The 14,554-nt window shown below is 68.1% G+C and carries 19 protein-coding genes; 10 read left to right on the top strand and 9 right to left on the bottom strand.

All coding sequences use genetic code 11. From position 1 onward, the window contains the following. The 3 genes from ABIE21_RS01440 to ABIE21_RS01430 all read right to left on the bottom strand — a co-directional run bounded on the left by ABIE21_RS01440 (position 1) and on the right by ABIE21_RS01430 (position 2,727). The gene (locus ABIE21_RS01440; protein ID WP_354023005.1) at positions 1-762 is read right to left on the bottom strand and encodes a toll/interleukin-1 receptor domain-containing protein; all 762 of its coding nucleotides are present in this window, start codon (positions 760-762) and stop codon (positions 1-3) included. Positions 763-1,321: 559 nt separating this feature from the next. After that, a complete protein-coding gene (locus ABIE21_RS01435) occupies positions 1,322-1,774 on the bottom strand; it encodes a hypothetical protein (RefSeq protein WP_354023004.1) in 453 nt (150 codons plus the stop codon). A 161-nt stretch (positions 1,775-1,935) separates the two neighbouring features. Then, entirely contained in the window at positions 1,936-2,727 is a 792-nt protein-coding gene (locus ABIE21_RS01430; protein WP_354023003.1) for a thioesterase family protein, read from the bottom strand. A gap of 115 nt (positions 2,728-2,842) precedes the next feature. On the opposite strand from ABIE21_RS01430, the gene ABIE21_RS01425 reads away from it, so the two are divergent. Both ABIE21_RS01425 and ABIE21_RS01420 read left to right on the top strand, forming a co-directional pair. Beyond that, positions 2,843-4,024: an amidohydrolase gene (locus ABIE21_RS01425; protein WP_354023002.1), complete on the top strand. Its 1,182-nt coding sequence runs from the start codon at positions 2,843-2,845 to the stop codon at positions 4,022-4,024. Between the two features lie 69 nt (positions 4,025-4,093). After that, positions 4,094-4,435 carry an META domain-containing protein gene (locus ABIE21_RS01420; RefSeq protein ID WP_354023001.1) on the top strand — a complete coding sequence of 114 codons (342 nt, stop codon included), beginning with the start codon at positions 4,094-4,096 and terminating at the stop codon, positions 4,433-4,435. Between the two features lie 14 nt (positions 4,436-4,449). On the opposite strand, the gene ABIE21_RS01415 is transcribed toward ABIE21_RS01420, so the two are convergent. Next, the gene (locus ABIE21_RS01415) at positions 4,450-5,493 is read right to left on the bottom strand and encodes a DNA polymerase IV (protein WP_354023000.1); all 1,044 of its coding nucleotides are present in this window, start codon (positions 5,491-5,493) and stop codon (positions 4,450-4,452) included. Positions 5,494-5,532: 39 nt separating this feature from the next. Next, entirely contained in the window at positions 5,533-6,840 is a 1,308-nt protein-coding gene (locus ABIE21_RS01410; RefSeq protein WP_354022999.1) for an NAD(P)-binding domain-containing protein, read from the bottom strand. A gap of 96 nt (positions 6,841-6,936) precedes the next feature. Between ABIE21_RS01410 and ABIE21_RS01405 the strand changes: the two genes are divergently transcribed. Beyond that, on the top strand, positions 6,937-7,281 hold the full coding sequence (locus ABIE21_RS01405) for an ArsR/SmtB family transcription factor (RefSeq protein ID WP_354022998.1): 345 nt from the start codon (positions 6,937-6,939) through the stop codon (positions 7,279-7,281). A 15-nt stretch (positions 7,282-7,296) separates the two neighbouring features. Here ABIE21_RS01405 and ABIE21_RS01400 read toward each other — a convergent pair whose 3' ends face one another. Continuing rightward, on the bottom strand, positions 7,297-7,734 hold the full coding sequence (locus ABIE21_RS01400) for a GNAT family N-acetyltransferase (protein ID WP_354022997.1): 438 nt from the start codon (positions 7,732-7,734) through the stop codon (positions 7,297-7,299). A 25-nt stretch (positions 7,735-7,759) separates the two neighbouring features. Beyond that, positions 7,760-8,203, bottom strand: a complete 444-nt coding sequence (locus ABIE21_RS01395) for a rhodanese-like domain-containing protein (protein ID WP_354022996.1) — start codon at positions 8,201-8,203, stop codon at positions 7,760-7,762. Between the two features lie 93 nt (positions 8,204-8,296). On the opposite strand from ABIE21_RS01395, the gene ABIE21_RS01390 reads away from it, so the two are divergent. From ABIE21_RS01390 to ABIE21_RS01370, 5 genes are all read left to right on the top strand, one after another. Then, a complete protein-coding gene (locus ABIE21_RS01390; protein WP_354022995.1) occupies positions 8,297-8,761 on the top strand; it encodes an Lrp/AsnC family transcriptional regulator in 465 nt (154 codons plus the stop codon). A 79-nt stretch (positions 8,762-8,840) separates the two neighbouring features. After that, a complete protein-coding gene (locus tag ABIE21_RS01385) occupies positions 8,841-10,382 on the top strand; it encodes an arylsulfatase (RefSeq protein WP_354022994.1) in 1,542 nt (513 codons plus the stop codon). A 6-nt stretch (positions 10,383-10,388) separates the two neighbouring features. After that, positions 10,389-11,333, top strand: coding sequence for a formylglycine-generating enzyme family protein (locus tag ABIE21_RS01380; protein WP_354022993.1), 945 nt, complete (start codon positions 10,389-10,391; stop codon positions 11,331-11,333). A gap of 23 nt (positions 11,334-11,356) precedes the next feature. Then, positions 11,357-11,710: a Cd(II)/Pb(II)-sensing metalloregulatory transcriptional regulator CmtR gene (gene cmtR, locus ABIE21_RS01375; protein WP_354022992.1), complete on the top strand. Its 354-nt coding sequence runs from the start codon at positions 11,357-11,359 to the stop codon at positions 11,708-11,710. Further along, the gene (locus ABIE21_RS01370; protein WP_354022991.1) at positions 11,707-12,387 is read left to right on the top strand and encodes a cation transporter; all 681 of its coding nucleotides are present in this window, start codon (positions 11,707-11,709) and stop codon (positions 12,385-12,387) included. The genes cmtR and ABIE21_RS01370 overlap by 4 nt, the downstream gene beginning before the upstream one ends. A 32-nt stretch (positions 12,388-12,419) precedes the next feature. On the opposite strand, the gene ABIE21_RS01365 is transcribed toward ABIE21_RS01370, so the two are convergent. After that, entirely contained in the window at positions 12,420-12,932 is a 513-nt protein-coding gene (locus tag ABIE21_RS01365) for a hypothetical protein (RefSeq protein ID WP_354022990.1), read from the bottom strand. A gap of 123 nt (positions 12,933-13,055) precedes the next feature. Between ABIE21_RS01365 and ABIE21_RS01360 the strand changes: the two genes are divergently transcribed. Both ABIE21_RS01360 and ABIE21_RS01355 read left to right on the top strand, forming a co-directional pair. After that, positions 13,056-13,481 carry a pyridoxamine 5'-phosphate oxidase family protein gene (locus ABIE21_RS01360; RefSeq protein ID WP_354022989.1) on the top strand — a complete coding sequence of 142 codons (426 nt, stop codon included), beginning with the start codon at positions 13,056-13,058 and terminating at the stop codon, positions 13,479-13,481. A 28-nt stretch (positions 13,482-13,509) separates the two neighbouring features. Further along, a complete protein-coding gene (locus tag ABIE21_RS01355; protein WP_354022988.1) occupies positions 13,510-14,079 on the top strand; it encodes a dihydrofolate reductase family protein in 570 nt (189 codons plus the stop codon). Here ABIE21_RS01355 and ABIE21_RS01350 read toward each other — a convergent pair. Continuing rightward, on the bottom strand, positions 14,076-14,540 hold the full coding sequence (locus tag ABIE21_RS01350) for a hypothetical protein (protein ID WP_354022987.1): 465 nt from the start codon (positions 14,538-14,540) through the stop codon (positions 14,076-14,078). The two genes, ABIE21_RS01355 and ABIE21_RS01350, sit on opposite strands and share 4 nt — an antisense overlap. Positions 14,541-14,554: the final 14 nt, after the last annotated feature.

Here is a 14,554-nt window from a genome sequence, read left to right as displayed (position 1 = left end):
TCATTCTGCCCCTCCGGCCGGAAGAACTGCGGCGGCAATCTTCTCCGCAATGACCTCTATGGGATCGCGCGCCGTTTCGAATCCGGCCAAGTCGGGAAGCATCCCGCTGTATTCGGCGACCTGGTCGAATGTCGACTGGTGAAGCACTGGGATAAGCGTGCTCTTGTGTAGCAAAGCCCCTAATTCGCGTTCTGTCCAGAATCGTCCGACTAGATACGCAGGAGTCAAAAGAACAACTCCAGCTCGCGCTTTGCGTAGCCCTTGGTCCATTTGAAGCGACTGGCTCTTCCCCGGGACGATTGCGAGCGCATCAAACCAGACTCGGACACCCAAAGACTCGAGCGACTCGCATAGAGCTTGAGCCGTCGCTTCGCCGTCGATGCGGGCGTAACTGAGAAAAACGTCCCATTCTCGCTCATCTCGAGCGACGAGAGCTTCCTGAACCCGATCCGTGAGCGCCTGCTCGTCGGGCGTGTAAGTCGACCGAACAGTGCTTGCGGAACGGAGCTGCTTGTTTAAATTCGCTACGACCTTGACATTGTGCGTGTTCACGCGCTGAATCTCCCGATTTTGGGCGGCGACTTGCTGATTGTGGCTATTGACGGCTCTCTGATTGGAAGCCCTGACCTTGCGGTTGTAGTCGTCCACAACTTGTTGGTTTTTCCGATTGATAGCGTCGACCTGGCGTTTTGCGTCCGCCTGCGCTTTTCGCTGAGCCGCCTGCAAATCTCTCTTGAACTTGTTCGCGTCGAACTTTGCCACCTGTAACCCCTTTGTTTTGGCCAGTATGCGCCACCCCGCCGACAACACCAGCTCCACGGCGCACCCAAGCGGAAATGCATCCGACGTCGTTTGTAATCGCGCACAGCGGCGATGACCGTCAACGTCCCACGCAAAGATCCTGGGATCACTGGACTTTGCCTTGAGATGCGCACAAACACTGAGGCCCTCGTGGTTCACTGCAAAGTTGCACGAAGCTTGCCCGCGAGCTTTATCGCTCCTCGAGCGAGCGGTTGAGAATCGGCCGACCGCATAGATTGTTGCGGCAACGCGAAGGCGGGGGCGTCAACTCAGCCGTGGCAACAGAATGGCAACACTTCGCGGAAAACGAGTCGTTTCGAGGCAATCCACGATGATCGAAAAACGCTGAAATCATGCGGAAGTTGCCGCTGATTGGCACCATTGCAACGCGCCAGTTCGCCCTCCGGAGGCAGGGGCGGCAGTTCGAATCTGTCTGGGGCACTGTACAAATAGCCTGTCGAAGCAGTCTCGTTCACTGAGCTTGTCGACGGGCCTCCCGCGGCGCGCCCCTGAAGGGTCACTATTCGAGCGGAGGAATTTCTTCTCCATCGCGGCCGGTGACGAGGAGGTTTCCGGTATCGCGGTCGCCTCGGATTGTGATGAAAGCAGTCGCGCCTTCGAACTGCCCGGAAATCCCCTGGGTCGTCACGAGTTCCGACAGCTCCGCTTCTGTGAGGGTGACACCGTAACCTCGCTCCAGCCACGCTCTCGCCTCCCCGAGGTAGGCGATCCGATGTGCGGTTTCTGCTTTGCGAAACTCTGAACCGGCCGTGATGAGCCCCGCGACGCTCGCGGCCGCAATCGCGAGAGCGAGAACGGCTCCGGCCACGGTGCGCATCCGCGAAACGTGTCCCGCGATCAACATCAGAATTGCGAGGCCCAGAAGGGGAACAGAGAACACGGCGCCGACGAACGCGAGAAACGGCCATGCGGTGTCTGACGCGTGCGGGAAATAGACCCCGGGATTTGCCATATACGGTTCCTCGCCAGTCGTGATCGTGAACGACGCCAGCCTACGCGTAGTCGAGGAAAATTCGATTCTTGAATGTTCTCAACATATCGATCGCGGCGCGAATCCGTGGTATGGACGGCGTCCGGTGGAGTCAGCCGACCAGCGCCGCGTCGATCATCTCCTCACCCCACGATCGGCCGCAGAGTCAGGATCTGCTCCGCGCGACCCACCGGCCCGTCGACGTCGTGCAGCCCACTGCTGGTGAGACCGTGTCCGGCTGGTCCGAACGTCACCGTGGTGTCGAGGCCTACCCAGGGCCCGGTCGGCTGCCGGTAGAGGTGCACGGTGAGGTCGAGGTTCGGAAACATCCACTCGGTCGGCGACTTGCGCACGGCGATCCCATTCGCCGTGTCGATGAGGGCGACGAACCGAGCGTGGGCGCTCGACGGCTGATCGGCGACGAGATCGGCACCCGTACGCAGCCAGGCGCTGGTGCGACCCGGCAGCGGCGGCGCGACCACACGCACCTCGAGCGAGGCGACGTAGCCGCCGGGCCAGCCCTCCGACATCGCCCACGGCTCGCAGGCGTCGGGTTCGGGCAGCGAGGCCGGTTCTCCCCCGGCGACGACGACCGTGTCGGCGGTGGCGATGAACCAGGCGCGGGCGAGAACCGCGGTGCGGCCGGCGATCGTGACGGTCGCCTCGACGAGCTCGATCGTTCGTCCGGGGCGGATGGTCTCGACCGAGATCGCGCAGTCGTCGGCGGCCAGGAATCCGAGGATGTCGAAACTGATGCGCCCGAGCTCTTTGCCGTCGCCGTGCGAGCCGCGCGCGTCGCGGTGCAGGTCCATGGCGTGCACGATGAGCCCGCCGAGCGGGCTGAAGTGGATCTCGTCGTCGTTCCATGCTCCGCCGGCCAGCGCGGTGGGCCGGTAGACCCCCGCCGCCACAGGCTCGAAGTAGGCACCTGTCATGCCGTCACCCCCGTTCACTGCGGCCGCGTCGTTGCGGCCGTCTCACAAACCGTACCCGGTGAGGGTCGCTCGAAAATGCTGGCGTCCAGCCGGGCACCTGCGGGACTATGAGCCCATGAGCATCGACGATCTGTATCGCGACCTGCATTCCCACCCGGAGCTCTCCTTCGAGGAGACCCGGACGGCCGGGATCGCCGCCGCAGAACTCCGCGCTGCGGGTTTCGATGTGATCGAGGGCATCGGTGTCACCGGCGTAGCCGGAGTGCTGCGAAACGGCGAGGGGCCCACGGTGTTGCTGCGTGCCGACATGGACGCGCTGCCGGTGGTCGAGGACACCGGGCTCTCGTACTCGAGCATCGTGCCGGGCGTCATGCACGCGTGCGGACACGACGTGCATGTCGCGTGCCTGATAGGCGCGGCCCGCGAGCTGGCCGTCACACGGGAGGACTGGAGCGGCACGGTGGTCGCCCTCTTCCAGCCGGCCGAGGAGGTCGGCGGCGGCGCGCAGAAGATGCTCGACGACGGACTGTACGAGAAGGTGCCGGTTCCGGATGTGGTGCTCGGCCAACACGTCGGCCCCGTCACCGCGGGCATGGTGGGCGCTCATGCCGGAGCGGCCTTCGCCTCCGCCGACAGCATCGACGTCACGGTGAGCGGACGCGGCGGTCACGGCTCAAGGCCCGAGACGACGATCGATCCCATCGTGATCGCGGCGGCGATCGTGGGGCGGCTGCAGTCGATCGTGTCCCGTGAGATCGCGCCGCAGGATACCGCGGTGCTCTCCGTGGGACGGCTGAGCGCCGGGACGAAGAACAACATCATTCCCGAGATCGCGGAGATCGGGCTGAGCATCCGGGCGTACAGCGAGGAGGTCCGGCAGCGCATTCTCGCCGCGATCGAGCGCATCGTCCGCGCCGAGTCCGCTGCGTCGGGCGCGCCAGACCCGACGATCGAGTACGCCGAGTCGTTTCCGGTGACCGTGAACGACCCAGTGGCCACCGAGCGCACGATGACGGTGTTCCGGGCGCTGTTCGGCGACGCGGCGGTCATCGACCCCGGACAGGTCTCCGGAAGCGAAGACGTCGGTCTGCTCGCGACCGCTGCGAACGCACCGCTGGTCTACTGGATCCTCGGCGGAGCTCACCCGGAGTCGTATCGGGTCGCCGCGACCGCGGGAACCGTCGACCGGGACATCCCGTCCAATCATTCGCCTCGTTTCGCCCCGGACATCCAGCCGACGCTCGATCGCGGGGTCGCGGCCCTGGTCGCCGCCGCCCGCGAGTGGCTGCGATCGTGAGCCAGGGATCGCTTCCCACCGCGACGCTCGCTCGCTAGGCTTCGGCGTATGGGCACAAGGACGTCTCGGATGGCCGTCGTCGTCATGGCAATTCTGGCTGTGAGCGCCATCACCGGCTGCTCCTCAGGCTCTTCGTTCACCGGCAGCTGGGGAGACGACGCTCCGGGCGAGCCATCCCTGCGCATCGAGTCCGACGGAGCATTCTCGGGAACCGACGGCTGCAACCCGCTCAAGGGCACCGGCACGATCTCCGGCGACACGTTCACCTTCGGCCCGTTCGCGTCCACGCTCAAGGCGTGCGAGGGTGTGACGCCCTGGCTCAACCTCGCGTCCACGGCGAAGGTCGACGGCGACACCCTCGTCGTCTACCGAACGGGCGGCGACGAGATCGGCACCCTCGAGAAGCGCTGATCGGCAACTGGCGGTCAGAACAGCGTCTGCTCGATCCGGTCCACGGGAACAAGGCCGGTCAGCGTCGCGCGCAAGCCGATCAGACGGGAGCCGGGCGCCGACGCGAGTGGCTCGCGCATCGCCTCCGTCCAGATACTCGAGTCGGCCGTGGCATCCGCGACCCTGTGTTTCAGCACCACGTCGGACGCCGACGCCTCCCCTCGAAGAGTGATCGTGATGCCGGTCGCGGCGAGGCCCGCGCGCTCGGCCCGGCGGCAGACCCGTTCGATGCACGCCTCCATCAGTTCGACCGGCGCCCAGTCGCGGCGGTTGAAGCCCGAGATGGTGCCCTCCGAGGTCAGGGTGGTGCGGCTCGCTATCGGGTGCAGCACGGAGTCGTCAGTGGCGTCACGGATGCGCCACAGCCTCCGGGCCATGGTGGTGCCGCACACCCGCTGCAGCTCGTCGCGCGGCACGCGGTCGATGTCGCCCATGCGCGCGACGCCGATGAGACGCAGCCGTTCGACGGTCTTCGCGCCGAGCCCCCAGACGTCGGTGATCGGCAGGCTCTCGCGCAGCCGCAGCTCCTCCTCGAGGCCGATCACGTGCAGCCCGTCGGGCTTGGCCGCCCGGGAGGCCAGCTTCGCCATCAGCTTGGTGCGTCCGATGCCGACGCTGACCGGGATGCCGAGCTCGCGGGCGGCACGCGCGCGCAGCCCCCGGGCGGCCTCGATGGCGATCTGCCAGTCGTCGGTGCCGACGTCGAGAAACGCCTCCTCCATCGAGCCGGGCTCCACGGTGCGGGCGCTCGCGCCGAAGATGTCGAACAGCCGGTCGCTGACCTCCTCGACCTCGTCGCGCGGCACGTCGATGAGCACGAGCTCGGGGCACAGCCGCTGCGCCTCCTGCGCTAGCATTCCGCCGCGCACGCCGCGGTCGCGGGCCGGGTAATTGGCGCTCGCCACGAACACGTGGGCGACGACGGCGACCGGCACTGTCGCGAGCTCGGGCCGGTGCCGCAGGACGACCGAGGCGAAGAAGGAGTCCGCGTCGGCGTGCAGCAGCAGGGTGGTCGCCATGCGCGCTATCGTACATGTGTTCGAATGACGCGGAGGCGCCTACACGGACATCGGCGCGCGACCGATCTGCAGCAGCGTCGGCGCGCAGCATCCCGCCGCGTCTCCGTCGCCGTCGAAGGCGCCCGAGCCGCCGCACACACCCGTGTCGGGAAGCGCCAGCTCGACGCGGGCCGCCGCGGCGTGGTCTCCGGCGAGCGCGGCCACTACGCTGCGTACCTGCTCGTATCCGGTCATCGCGAGGAACGTCGGCGCGCGCCCGTACGACTTCGATCCCACGAGGTAGAGGCCCTTCTCCGGCTGGGCGAGGTCGGAGGCTCCGGTGGCCCGCACCGACCCGCAGCTGTGGATGTTCGGGTCGACCTCGGCAGCGATCCGCGCCGGAGCCTGCAGGGTCGGATCGAGGTCGAGGCGCATCTCCGACAGGAACGACAGATCGGGACGGAAGCCGGTGAGCACAACGACCCGGTCGGCCGCCGGCAGCGTGCGCCCGCCTTCGGAGACGAGCACGACGCCTTCAGCGGCCTGCTCGACGCGTTCGACGCGGAAGCCGGTGACGAGTTCGACCACCCCGGCGTCGACGGCGCGCTTGGCCCGCAGACCGAGTGCCCCGCGGGCGGGCAGCTCGTCGGCCTCCCCGCCGCCGAAGGTGTTGCCGACAGTGCCGCGCCGCAGCACCCAGGTGACGCGCGTTCCGGGGTGACTCCCGGCGATTCTCGCCAGCTCGTTCACCGCGGTCGCCGCCGAGTGCCCGCTGCCTACGACGACGGTGTGCCTTCCGGCGAAGGGCTGCGGGTGCGCGAAGTCGGGGATGCGATAGGACAGACTCCCGGATGCCGCCCGCTCGCCGATCGCGGCAAGCCCATCGGCTCCGGCGGGGTTCGGTTGCCCCCATGTGCCGGAGGCGTCGATCACGGCGCGAGCGTCGACGCGCGACTCGCGCCCCGAGGCATCCACGATATGAACGGTGAAGGGCTGCCCGTCGCGCCCCGCGTCGACGAGCCGGTCGCGTCCCCTGCGCCCGACGCCGGTGACACGCGTGCCGTACCGCACGCGCTCCCCTACGACGGCGGCGAGCGGCGCGAGATACGCCGAGATCCACTCGCTGCCGGTCGGATAGCCGCTCTCGGGCGCCGCCCATCCCGTGGGCTCGAGCAGACGCGCCGCCGCCCGGTCGACGAGCTCTCTCCAGTCGGAGAACAACCGCACGTGTCCCCACTCGGCGACGGCCGACGCCGGCCCCGATCCCGCTTCCAGAACCAGCGGCGACTCCCCTCGCTCCAGCAGGTGGGCGGCGGCGGCGAGCCCCTGCGGGCCGGCCCCGATCACGACGACGGGCAGTTGGCTCACGGTGGTCTCCTCGCGACGAGCGGCTGATGCTGACTTCGATGCATCGAGACTCGTCGATACATCGACATTTGTCAATATGAATGGCAGGATGAATCCATGACCTCGCCGCTCCCCCTCGTCGACGACGCCTCCTGCTGCGCCACCGTGACCGGCGGGGTGCTCGACGCGCCCCAGGCCGAGCGCATCGCGCGTGTCTTCAAGGCCCTCGGCGACCCCACCCGGGTGCGCCTGCTCTCACTCATCGCGGCGAGCGACGGCGGCGAGGCGTGCATCTGCGACCTCACCGAGCCGGTCGGGCTGACCCAGCCGACGGTGTCGCACCACATGGGCAAGCTCGTCGCCGCCGGCCTCGCCACCCGTGAGCAGCGTGGGAAATGGGCGTACTACCGCGTCGTGCCCGAGGCGCTCGACTCGAGCGCCAGAGCGCTGCTCTCGTCGTGATCAGTCCGGGGCGCCCTAGCGCGTCACGTCGAGCGTGAACCGCTTCTTGTCGCGATAGACCGCGCCCTGCCGCTCGTAGAAGCGCACTGCGTCGTCGTTCCAGTCGGGCGTCTGCCACTGCACCTCGGCGACCCCGAGCTCGAGCGCGAGCACCCGCACGCGGTCGAGGATCCGGCGCCCGATCCCCGCCCCGCGGGCGCCGGGACGCAGATACAGGCAGTCGAGGTGCAGAAAGTGGGATGCCCTCCACGTCGACACCTCGAGGCTCGCCGTCGCATACCCGTCCAGACCCCCGTCCCCCTCGGCGACGATGGCGTGCAGTCGGGGCGGCGGCGAGAACAGGAGCGACTCCAGGCGCGCAACGAGTCCACCGTCGATCGGTGCCGCCCGCTCGAACAGGGCGTGCTCGCGGATGAGCAGCTCCAGCTCTGCGAGATCGTCGGGCCGCGCCATCCGTATCGTGACCGGCCCCGACGGTTCAGCAGTCACAGGTGATGGAGTTCATCGGCGCGGTGAGCGCGTCCTTCGGGCGCGTCGTGGCCCCGTCGTCGTTCTCGGTCGGGTACCCCTCCCGCGCCCAGTACTCGTAGCCGCCGATCATCTCCACGACCCGGTACCCGAGCTTCGCGAACTCCAGCGCCGCACGCGTGGAGCCGTTGCATCCCGGCCCCCAGCAATAGGTCACCACGGGCATGTCGAGGGGGATCTCGGCGGCAGCGCGAACGGCGATCTCGGCGGTCGGCATGTGCAGTGCACCCGTCACCCGGTCCTGACGCCATCCGGAGACCCCGCGCGAGTCGATCAGCGCGAACCTCACCCCGTTTTCCAGGTCTGCGTGAACATCGGAGGGGTCGGTCTCGAAGTCGAGTTTCGACGAGAAATGGGCGACGAGGCGATCGGTCTGTGAGGGTGTGATGTGCATGCACCGACGATATCCAAGCCGGAATGCGGTTCTGAAGAGCCAATCCACGCCATTAACGCGAGCAGACCGCCATTCTCGTGCCATAGTTTCGTCATGACCGCGAATATCACTTCCGCTCTCGACAAGGTCGATACGGCGATCCTGATAGCCCTCCAGGCGAACGGACGCCTGAGCATCGCCGACCTCGCACGAAGCATCAGCATGTCGCACAGCGCGGCGGCGGAGCGGGTTCGGCGCCTCGAGGAGTCGGGCATCATCAGCGGCTACGGCGCGCGGGTAGAGCCGGAACCGCTCGGGTTCTCGATCATGGCGTTTCTGCGCCTGCGCTATCCGAGCAGCAGCTACGACCCACTGCACCGGCTGCTCGCCGACACCCCCGAGGTCGTCGAGGCCCACCACGTCACGGGAGACGACTGCTTCATCATGAAGGTCGTGGCCACCTCTATGGGACACCTCGAACGGGTCAGCGGGCGCATCGGCACCCTCGGCAGCGTGACCACGAGCGTCGTGTACTCCTCACCGCTTCTGCCGCGCGCCATCCTCCCTCCAGCGGTCTAGCCCTGTCACCCGCCCGGGGTGAAGAGCCACGGGCACACGCCGCACAGGCTGTCTTCCAACGACACCGATGGAGGCACACATGACCGACGGCAAGCCGAACATCCTCGTGATCTGGGGCGACGACATCGGCATCAGCAATCTCAGCTGCTACAGCGACGGGCTGATGGGATACCGCACCCCGAACATCGACAGGATCGCCGACGAGGGCATGCGCTTCACCGACTCCTACGGAGAACAGAGCTGCACGGCGGGCCGGGCTTCGTTCATCACCGGTCAGAGCGTGTTCCGCACGGGACTGAGCAAGGTCGGCATCCCCGGCGCCGACATCGGCCTGCGCGCCGAAGACCCCACCATCGCGCAGTTGCTCAAGCCGCTCGGCTACGCCACCGGCCAGTTCGGCAAGAACCACCTGGGAGACAAGAACGAGTTCCTCCCCACCGTGCACGGCTTCGACGAGTTCTACGGCAACCTCTACCACCTCAACGCGGAGGAGGAGCCGGAGTCGCCCGACTGGCCGTCGACCGAGGACTTCCCGGAGTTCAACCGCAAGGCGCGTCCACGCGGGGTCATCCACTCCTGGGCCACCGACGAGGTCGACGACACCACCGACGAGCGCTACGGGGTCACCGGCAAGCAGCGCATCGAAGACACCGGCCCGCTGACCAAGGCGCGCATGGAGACCGTCGACGAGGAGTTCGCCGCGGCCGCCAAGAACTTCATCGCCCGCGCCCACGAGGCCGACACCCCCTTCTTCGTCTGGATGAACACCACCCACATGCATTTCCGCACGCACCCCAAGCCGTCGAGCGTGGGGCAGGCAGGCCGTTGGCAGTCCGAGTACCACGACACGATGATCGACCACGACGCCATCGTCGGCGAACTGCTCGACCAGCTCGACGAGCTGGGACTGGCGGATGACACGATCGTGATCTATTCGACCGACAACGGGCCGCACTCCAACACCTGGCCCGACGGCGGCACAACGCCGTTCCGCAGCGAGAAGAACACCAACTGGGAGGGCGCGTTCCGGGTGCCCGAGCTGATCCGCTGGCCCGGCCGCATAGCCGCGGGCACCGTCTCGAACGATATCGTGCAGCACCACGACTGGCTGCCCACACTGCTCGCCGCGGCCGGCGACACCACGACGGTCGACGAGCTCACGCAGGGGAAGACCGTCGGCGACACCACGTTCAAGGTGCATATCGACGGGTACAACCTGCTGCCGTACCTGACCGGCCAGGAGGCCTCCAGTCCACGGGAGGGGCTGGTCTACTTCTCCGACGACGGAGACGTGCTCGCGATGCGCTTCGACAACTGGAAGATCGTCTTTATGGAGCAGCGCCTCCCGGGCACGCTCGCGGTCTGGGCCAACCCGTTCACGCCTCTCAGGGTGCCGAAGCTGTTCAACCTGCGCACCGACCCCTACGAGCAGGCGGACATCACGTCGAACACCTACTACGACTGGCTGCTCACAAACGCGTACCTGGTCTTCGCCGCCCAGATCCTCATGGGCCGGTTCCTGGCGACGTTCAGGGAATTTCCGCCTCGGCAGAAGGCCGCCAGCTTCAGCATCGACCAGGCCGTGGCCAAGCTGCAGGCCTTCCTCGCGGGCGGGGACTAGCGCCGGATGGTCGAGCTCGCAGCCCGCAGCGACCAGGTTCGCAGCGACCAGGTGCGCACAGACCAGGTCCGCATCGACGCCGCGGAGTTCACGATGGGCTCCGACGCGCACTACCCCGAGGAGGGACCGGAGCGCAGGGTCTACGTCGACGCCTTCAGCATCGACGTCACGACGGTGACGAACTCGCAGTTCGCCGACTTCGTGCGGTCGACCGGGTACACCACCGTGGCCGAACGGCCGCTCGACCCCGCCGACTTCCCCGGGGCACCCGCCGAGAACCTGCAACCCGGATCTATGGTCTTCACGGGCACCCGCGGACCCGTCGACCTGCGCCACCTGAGCCAGTGGTGGGCGTGGGTGCCGGGGGCGAGCTGGCGGCGGCCGTTCGGGCCCCGGTCGTCGATAGACCATCGGATGAATCATCCGGTCGTCCACGTCGCCTACGAGGATGCCGACGCCTACGCCGTCTGGGCCGGGCGTCGGCTCCCCACCGAGGCGGAGTGGGAGCTGGCCGCGCGCGGCGGGCTGGACGGCGCCCGCTACACCTGGGGCGACAGGGCTGAGCGGTCGGGCGAGAAGCTCGCGAACTACTGGCACGGCGAGTTCCCGTGGCGGGCGGCTTCCGGCTACGGGTCGACGGCCCCGGTCGGCTCGTTTCCGCCGAACGGCTACGGCCTCTTCGACATGGCCGGCAACGTCTGGGAGTGGACGGCCGACTGGTACACGCAGCCAGAGCCGACCGACCACTGCTGCGCGCCCTCCAACCCCACGGGGGGTACCGCCGCGGACAGCGTCGACCCCGGCCAGCCGTTTGCCGTGCCGAGGAAGGTCGTGAAGGGCGGCTCGTTCCTGTGCGCCGACAGCTATTGCATGCGGTATCGGCCGGCGGCCCGCCGCCCGCAGATGATCGACACCGGGATGAGCCACATCGGGTTCCGCTGTGCGGGCTGACGCGCCTGCGGTAAGGTCAGTGCATGCTGACCATTGCGCCGCGTCTCGATGTCATGAACCGCCTCGGCCGCGCCATGGCCGACCCGAACCGGTCGCGCATCCTGATCAGCCTTCTCGCCGAGCCGGGGTACACCGCGCACCTCGCGCGTGAGCTCGAACTGACCCGGTCGAACGTGTCGAACCACCTCGCCTGCCTCCGCGGCTGCGGAATCGTCGCCGCCGTGCCCGAGGGCCGTCGGACACGCTACGAGATCGCCGACCCGCACCTCGCCCGCGCGCTCGCGGCACTGGTCGACGTGGTGCTCGCCGTCGACGACGGCGCACCGTGCTCGGACGACGACTGCGACGTGCCGCTCTGCTGCGGAGCCGGAGCATGACCGCCGTCCGGCCGGGCCGCACCGTCGATCCGCTGCGCAGGCGCGTGCTCCAGCGGCGCATCCGCCTGATCGTCGCGATCACCATCGCCTACAACGTGGTGGAGGCCGCGATCGCCCTCGCGGCAGGCACCGTGGCGTCGTCTGCCGCGCTCATCGGCTTCGGACTCGACTCCATCGTCGAGGTGCTCTCGGCCGCGGCGGTCGCCTGGCAGTTCGCCGCGCCCGACCCCGAGAAGCGCGAACGGGTCGCCCTCCGGGCCATCGCCGTCTCGTTCTTCGCGCTCGCCGCCTACGTCTCCGTCGAGGCGGCGCTCTCACTGGTCGGCGTTCGCGAGGCAGAGCACAGCCCCGTGGGCATCGCGCTCGCCGCGGTGAGCCTCGCGGTCATGCCGTTCCTCAGCTGGTTCGAACGCCGAACGGGTAGGGAGCTGGGCTCCGCCTCGGCGATCGCCGACTCGAAGCAGACCCTTATCTGCAGCTACCTCTCGGCCGCGCTCCTCGTCGGACTGCTGCTCAACTCGCTGCTCGGCTGGGCCTGGGCGGACTCGCTCGCCGCCCTGGTGATCGCTGGCTTCGCCGTGCGCGAGGGGCTTGAGGCCTGGCGGGGCGACGCCTGCGCGGTGCCGGTGTCGGCCCTCACCGGCGAGCGCGACGTGGAGCAGTGCGACTGCTGCTGACGCGCCCCTCGGTGTGAGCGGACGAGAAGCCGTCAGTGGATGACCGCCTTGAGCACGATCATCGCCAGTCCGAAAGCGGCGGTGCCGAGGGATCCGAGAACTCGAACCAACCAGCTCTCGCTCCGCAGTGCGAAGATCCTGAACCCGATGACGCCGAGGATCACCACGCCGAGCCACAGCGCCGTCCAGATGGCCAGGGTGTCGGGCACCACGCGCGTCGCGCCGAGCAGCAGGATGACACACGGCAGCAGAGCCGAGGTGAGAAAGCCGAGCGAGCTACGGAACGACCGGCGGATGGCGGCGCCGAGGCCCATGCCGTCGGCGGAGCGTCCGCTGCGGGCGATAGCGCCGGCATACATGTGCGCCGCCCAGAAGACGATCACAGTGCCGACGACGCTGAGGAACGTCTCCCATGACGTCGCCTTGAGCGGGCCCGAGGCGACGATCATGCCCCCGACGAGCACCGTGCCGTAGATCGACTCCTCGGTGATCAGGGCGATGTCGGAGGTCTGGCCCACGCGCGATGACACGGGTCTGCTCGACATTGCGTGCTTCCTTCCGGTGATGGACCGCATTTCCAGTGTGGCCCACCGCGTCTGCCCGCACCAGTGGCGGCGTCGGGTCTTTCGACCCTGTCGGTGACGGATGCGACGGCGCAGAGTTGACCCATGGAAAAACACATCCCGCTTATGGAGGAGTCCCCCATCGAGCGCCTCGGCGAAGACGAGTGCTGGGCGCTGCTGGCCGGAAACGACCTGGCGCGGCTCGCCCTACGACGCGGAGACGGCGTCGACATCTTCCCGGTGAACTACACGGTGAACGACAGGCGCATCTTCTTCCGCAGCGCGCCGGGGTCGAAGCTCGTCGACCTGACGAGGGATCCGGCGGTGGCGTTCGAGATCGACGGGGCGGAGGGGCGCGTCTGGTGGAGCGTCGTGGTGCGCGGCCGTGCGGAGCGGATGGACACCGACTCCGAGATCCTCGCCTCGGGCGTGCTCGCACTGCACGCCCTCACACCGACCACGACGTGGAACTACATCCGCATCGTCCCCGAGGCAGTGACCGGTCGCCGTTTCGAGGCCGCGCGCGGATAATTGCGACAACACCCGACGAGGAGGACCCGTGCAGGCACTCACCTACTTCATCGCACTGTCGATCGACGGCTTCATCGCGGGCCCCGACGACGAGGTCGACTTCTTCGAGGGTTCCGACGAGTACATGACGTGGATGGCGGACGAGTACGCCGACGCCCTGCCCTCCCACGTGCGCGAGCAGCTCGGCCTCGCCGATGCGCCGCTCACCCGATTCGACACCGTCGTGATGGGCAGACGCACCTACGAGCCGGCCCTGGCCGCGGGCATCCTCTCCCCCTACTCCCATCTGCGCCAGTTCGTGATCTCGACCAGCCTGGAGGAGTCGCATCCGCGGGTCTCGGTCATCCGTCACAACCCTCTCGAGGTCGTCCGCGAGCTCAAGGGAAGGGACGCCGACCTGGGGATCTACCTCGCCGGCGGCGGACGACTCGCGGGCGCGCTGCTCGGCGAGATCGACCGGCTCGTGGTGAAGCGGTATCCCGTGGTCGCCGGCGACGGCATCCCGGCGTTCGGGGCGCATTTCAACCCGACCGCCTTCGAGCTGGAGTCGGTGCAGTCGTTCGCGGGCGGCAATATCGTCGAGACTTACACGCGCTAGGCGCGGTTCGGGCCTGTGCCGTTCGGATCCGCGCGGTTCGTGTCGGCCGGGTCGGTGTCGGGGCGGCTCGTGTCGGTCTGGTCGACGTCGCCGGGCTGACGGTGCGCGCCTCTCGTTCGTCCGCCGGCATCGGGATCGATCGAGTCGGCCTCGCGCAGCCGGTCCTCCGACGCGGCGCGAACACGCTGTGCCTCCTCCTGACGTTCGGCGCTCTCCCGGGCGAGCCGGTCGGCGTCGACTCGCGCCTGCTGCGCCTCCGCCTCTGCCCTCGTCGCCCGAGCCTCGTGCTCGCGGGCGTCTATCCCCTCGGCCTGGGCCTTGCTGCGCAGCTCTGCCGCTCGCTGACGGTTCGCCTCCGCGACCGCGCGCGACCGCATGCGCATCGTCGAGGCGATGATCGCCACGGCGACGAGAACGACGACGACGGCGACGGCGATCCAGATGAGCAGGTTGGTATCCATGGTGTGACGACCTC

Origin of the sequence: Conyzicola nivalis, assembly GCF_040548875.1 — a bacterium.
Taxonomy (GTDB): Bacteria; Actinomycetota; Actinomycetes; order Actinomycetales; family Microbacteriaceae; genus Conyzicola; species Conyzicola nivalis_A.
This window is presented reverse-complemented; position numbering and strand designations above follow the sequence as displayed.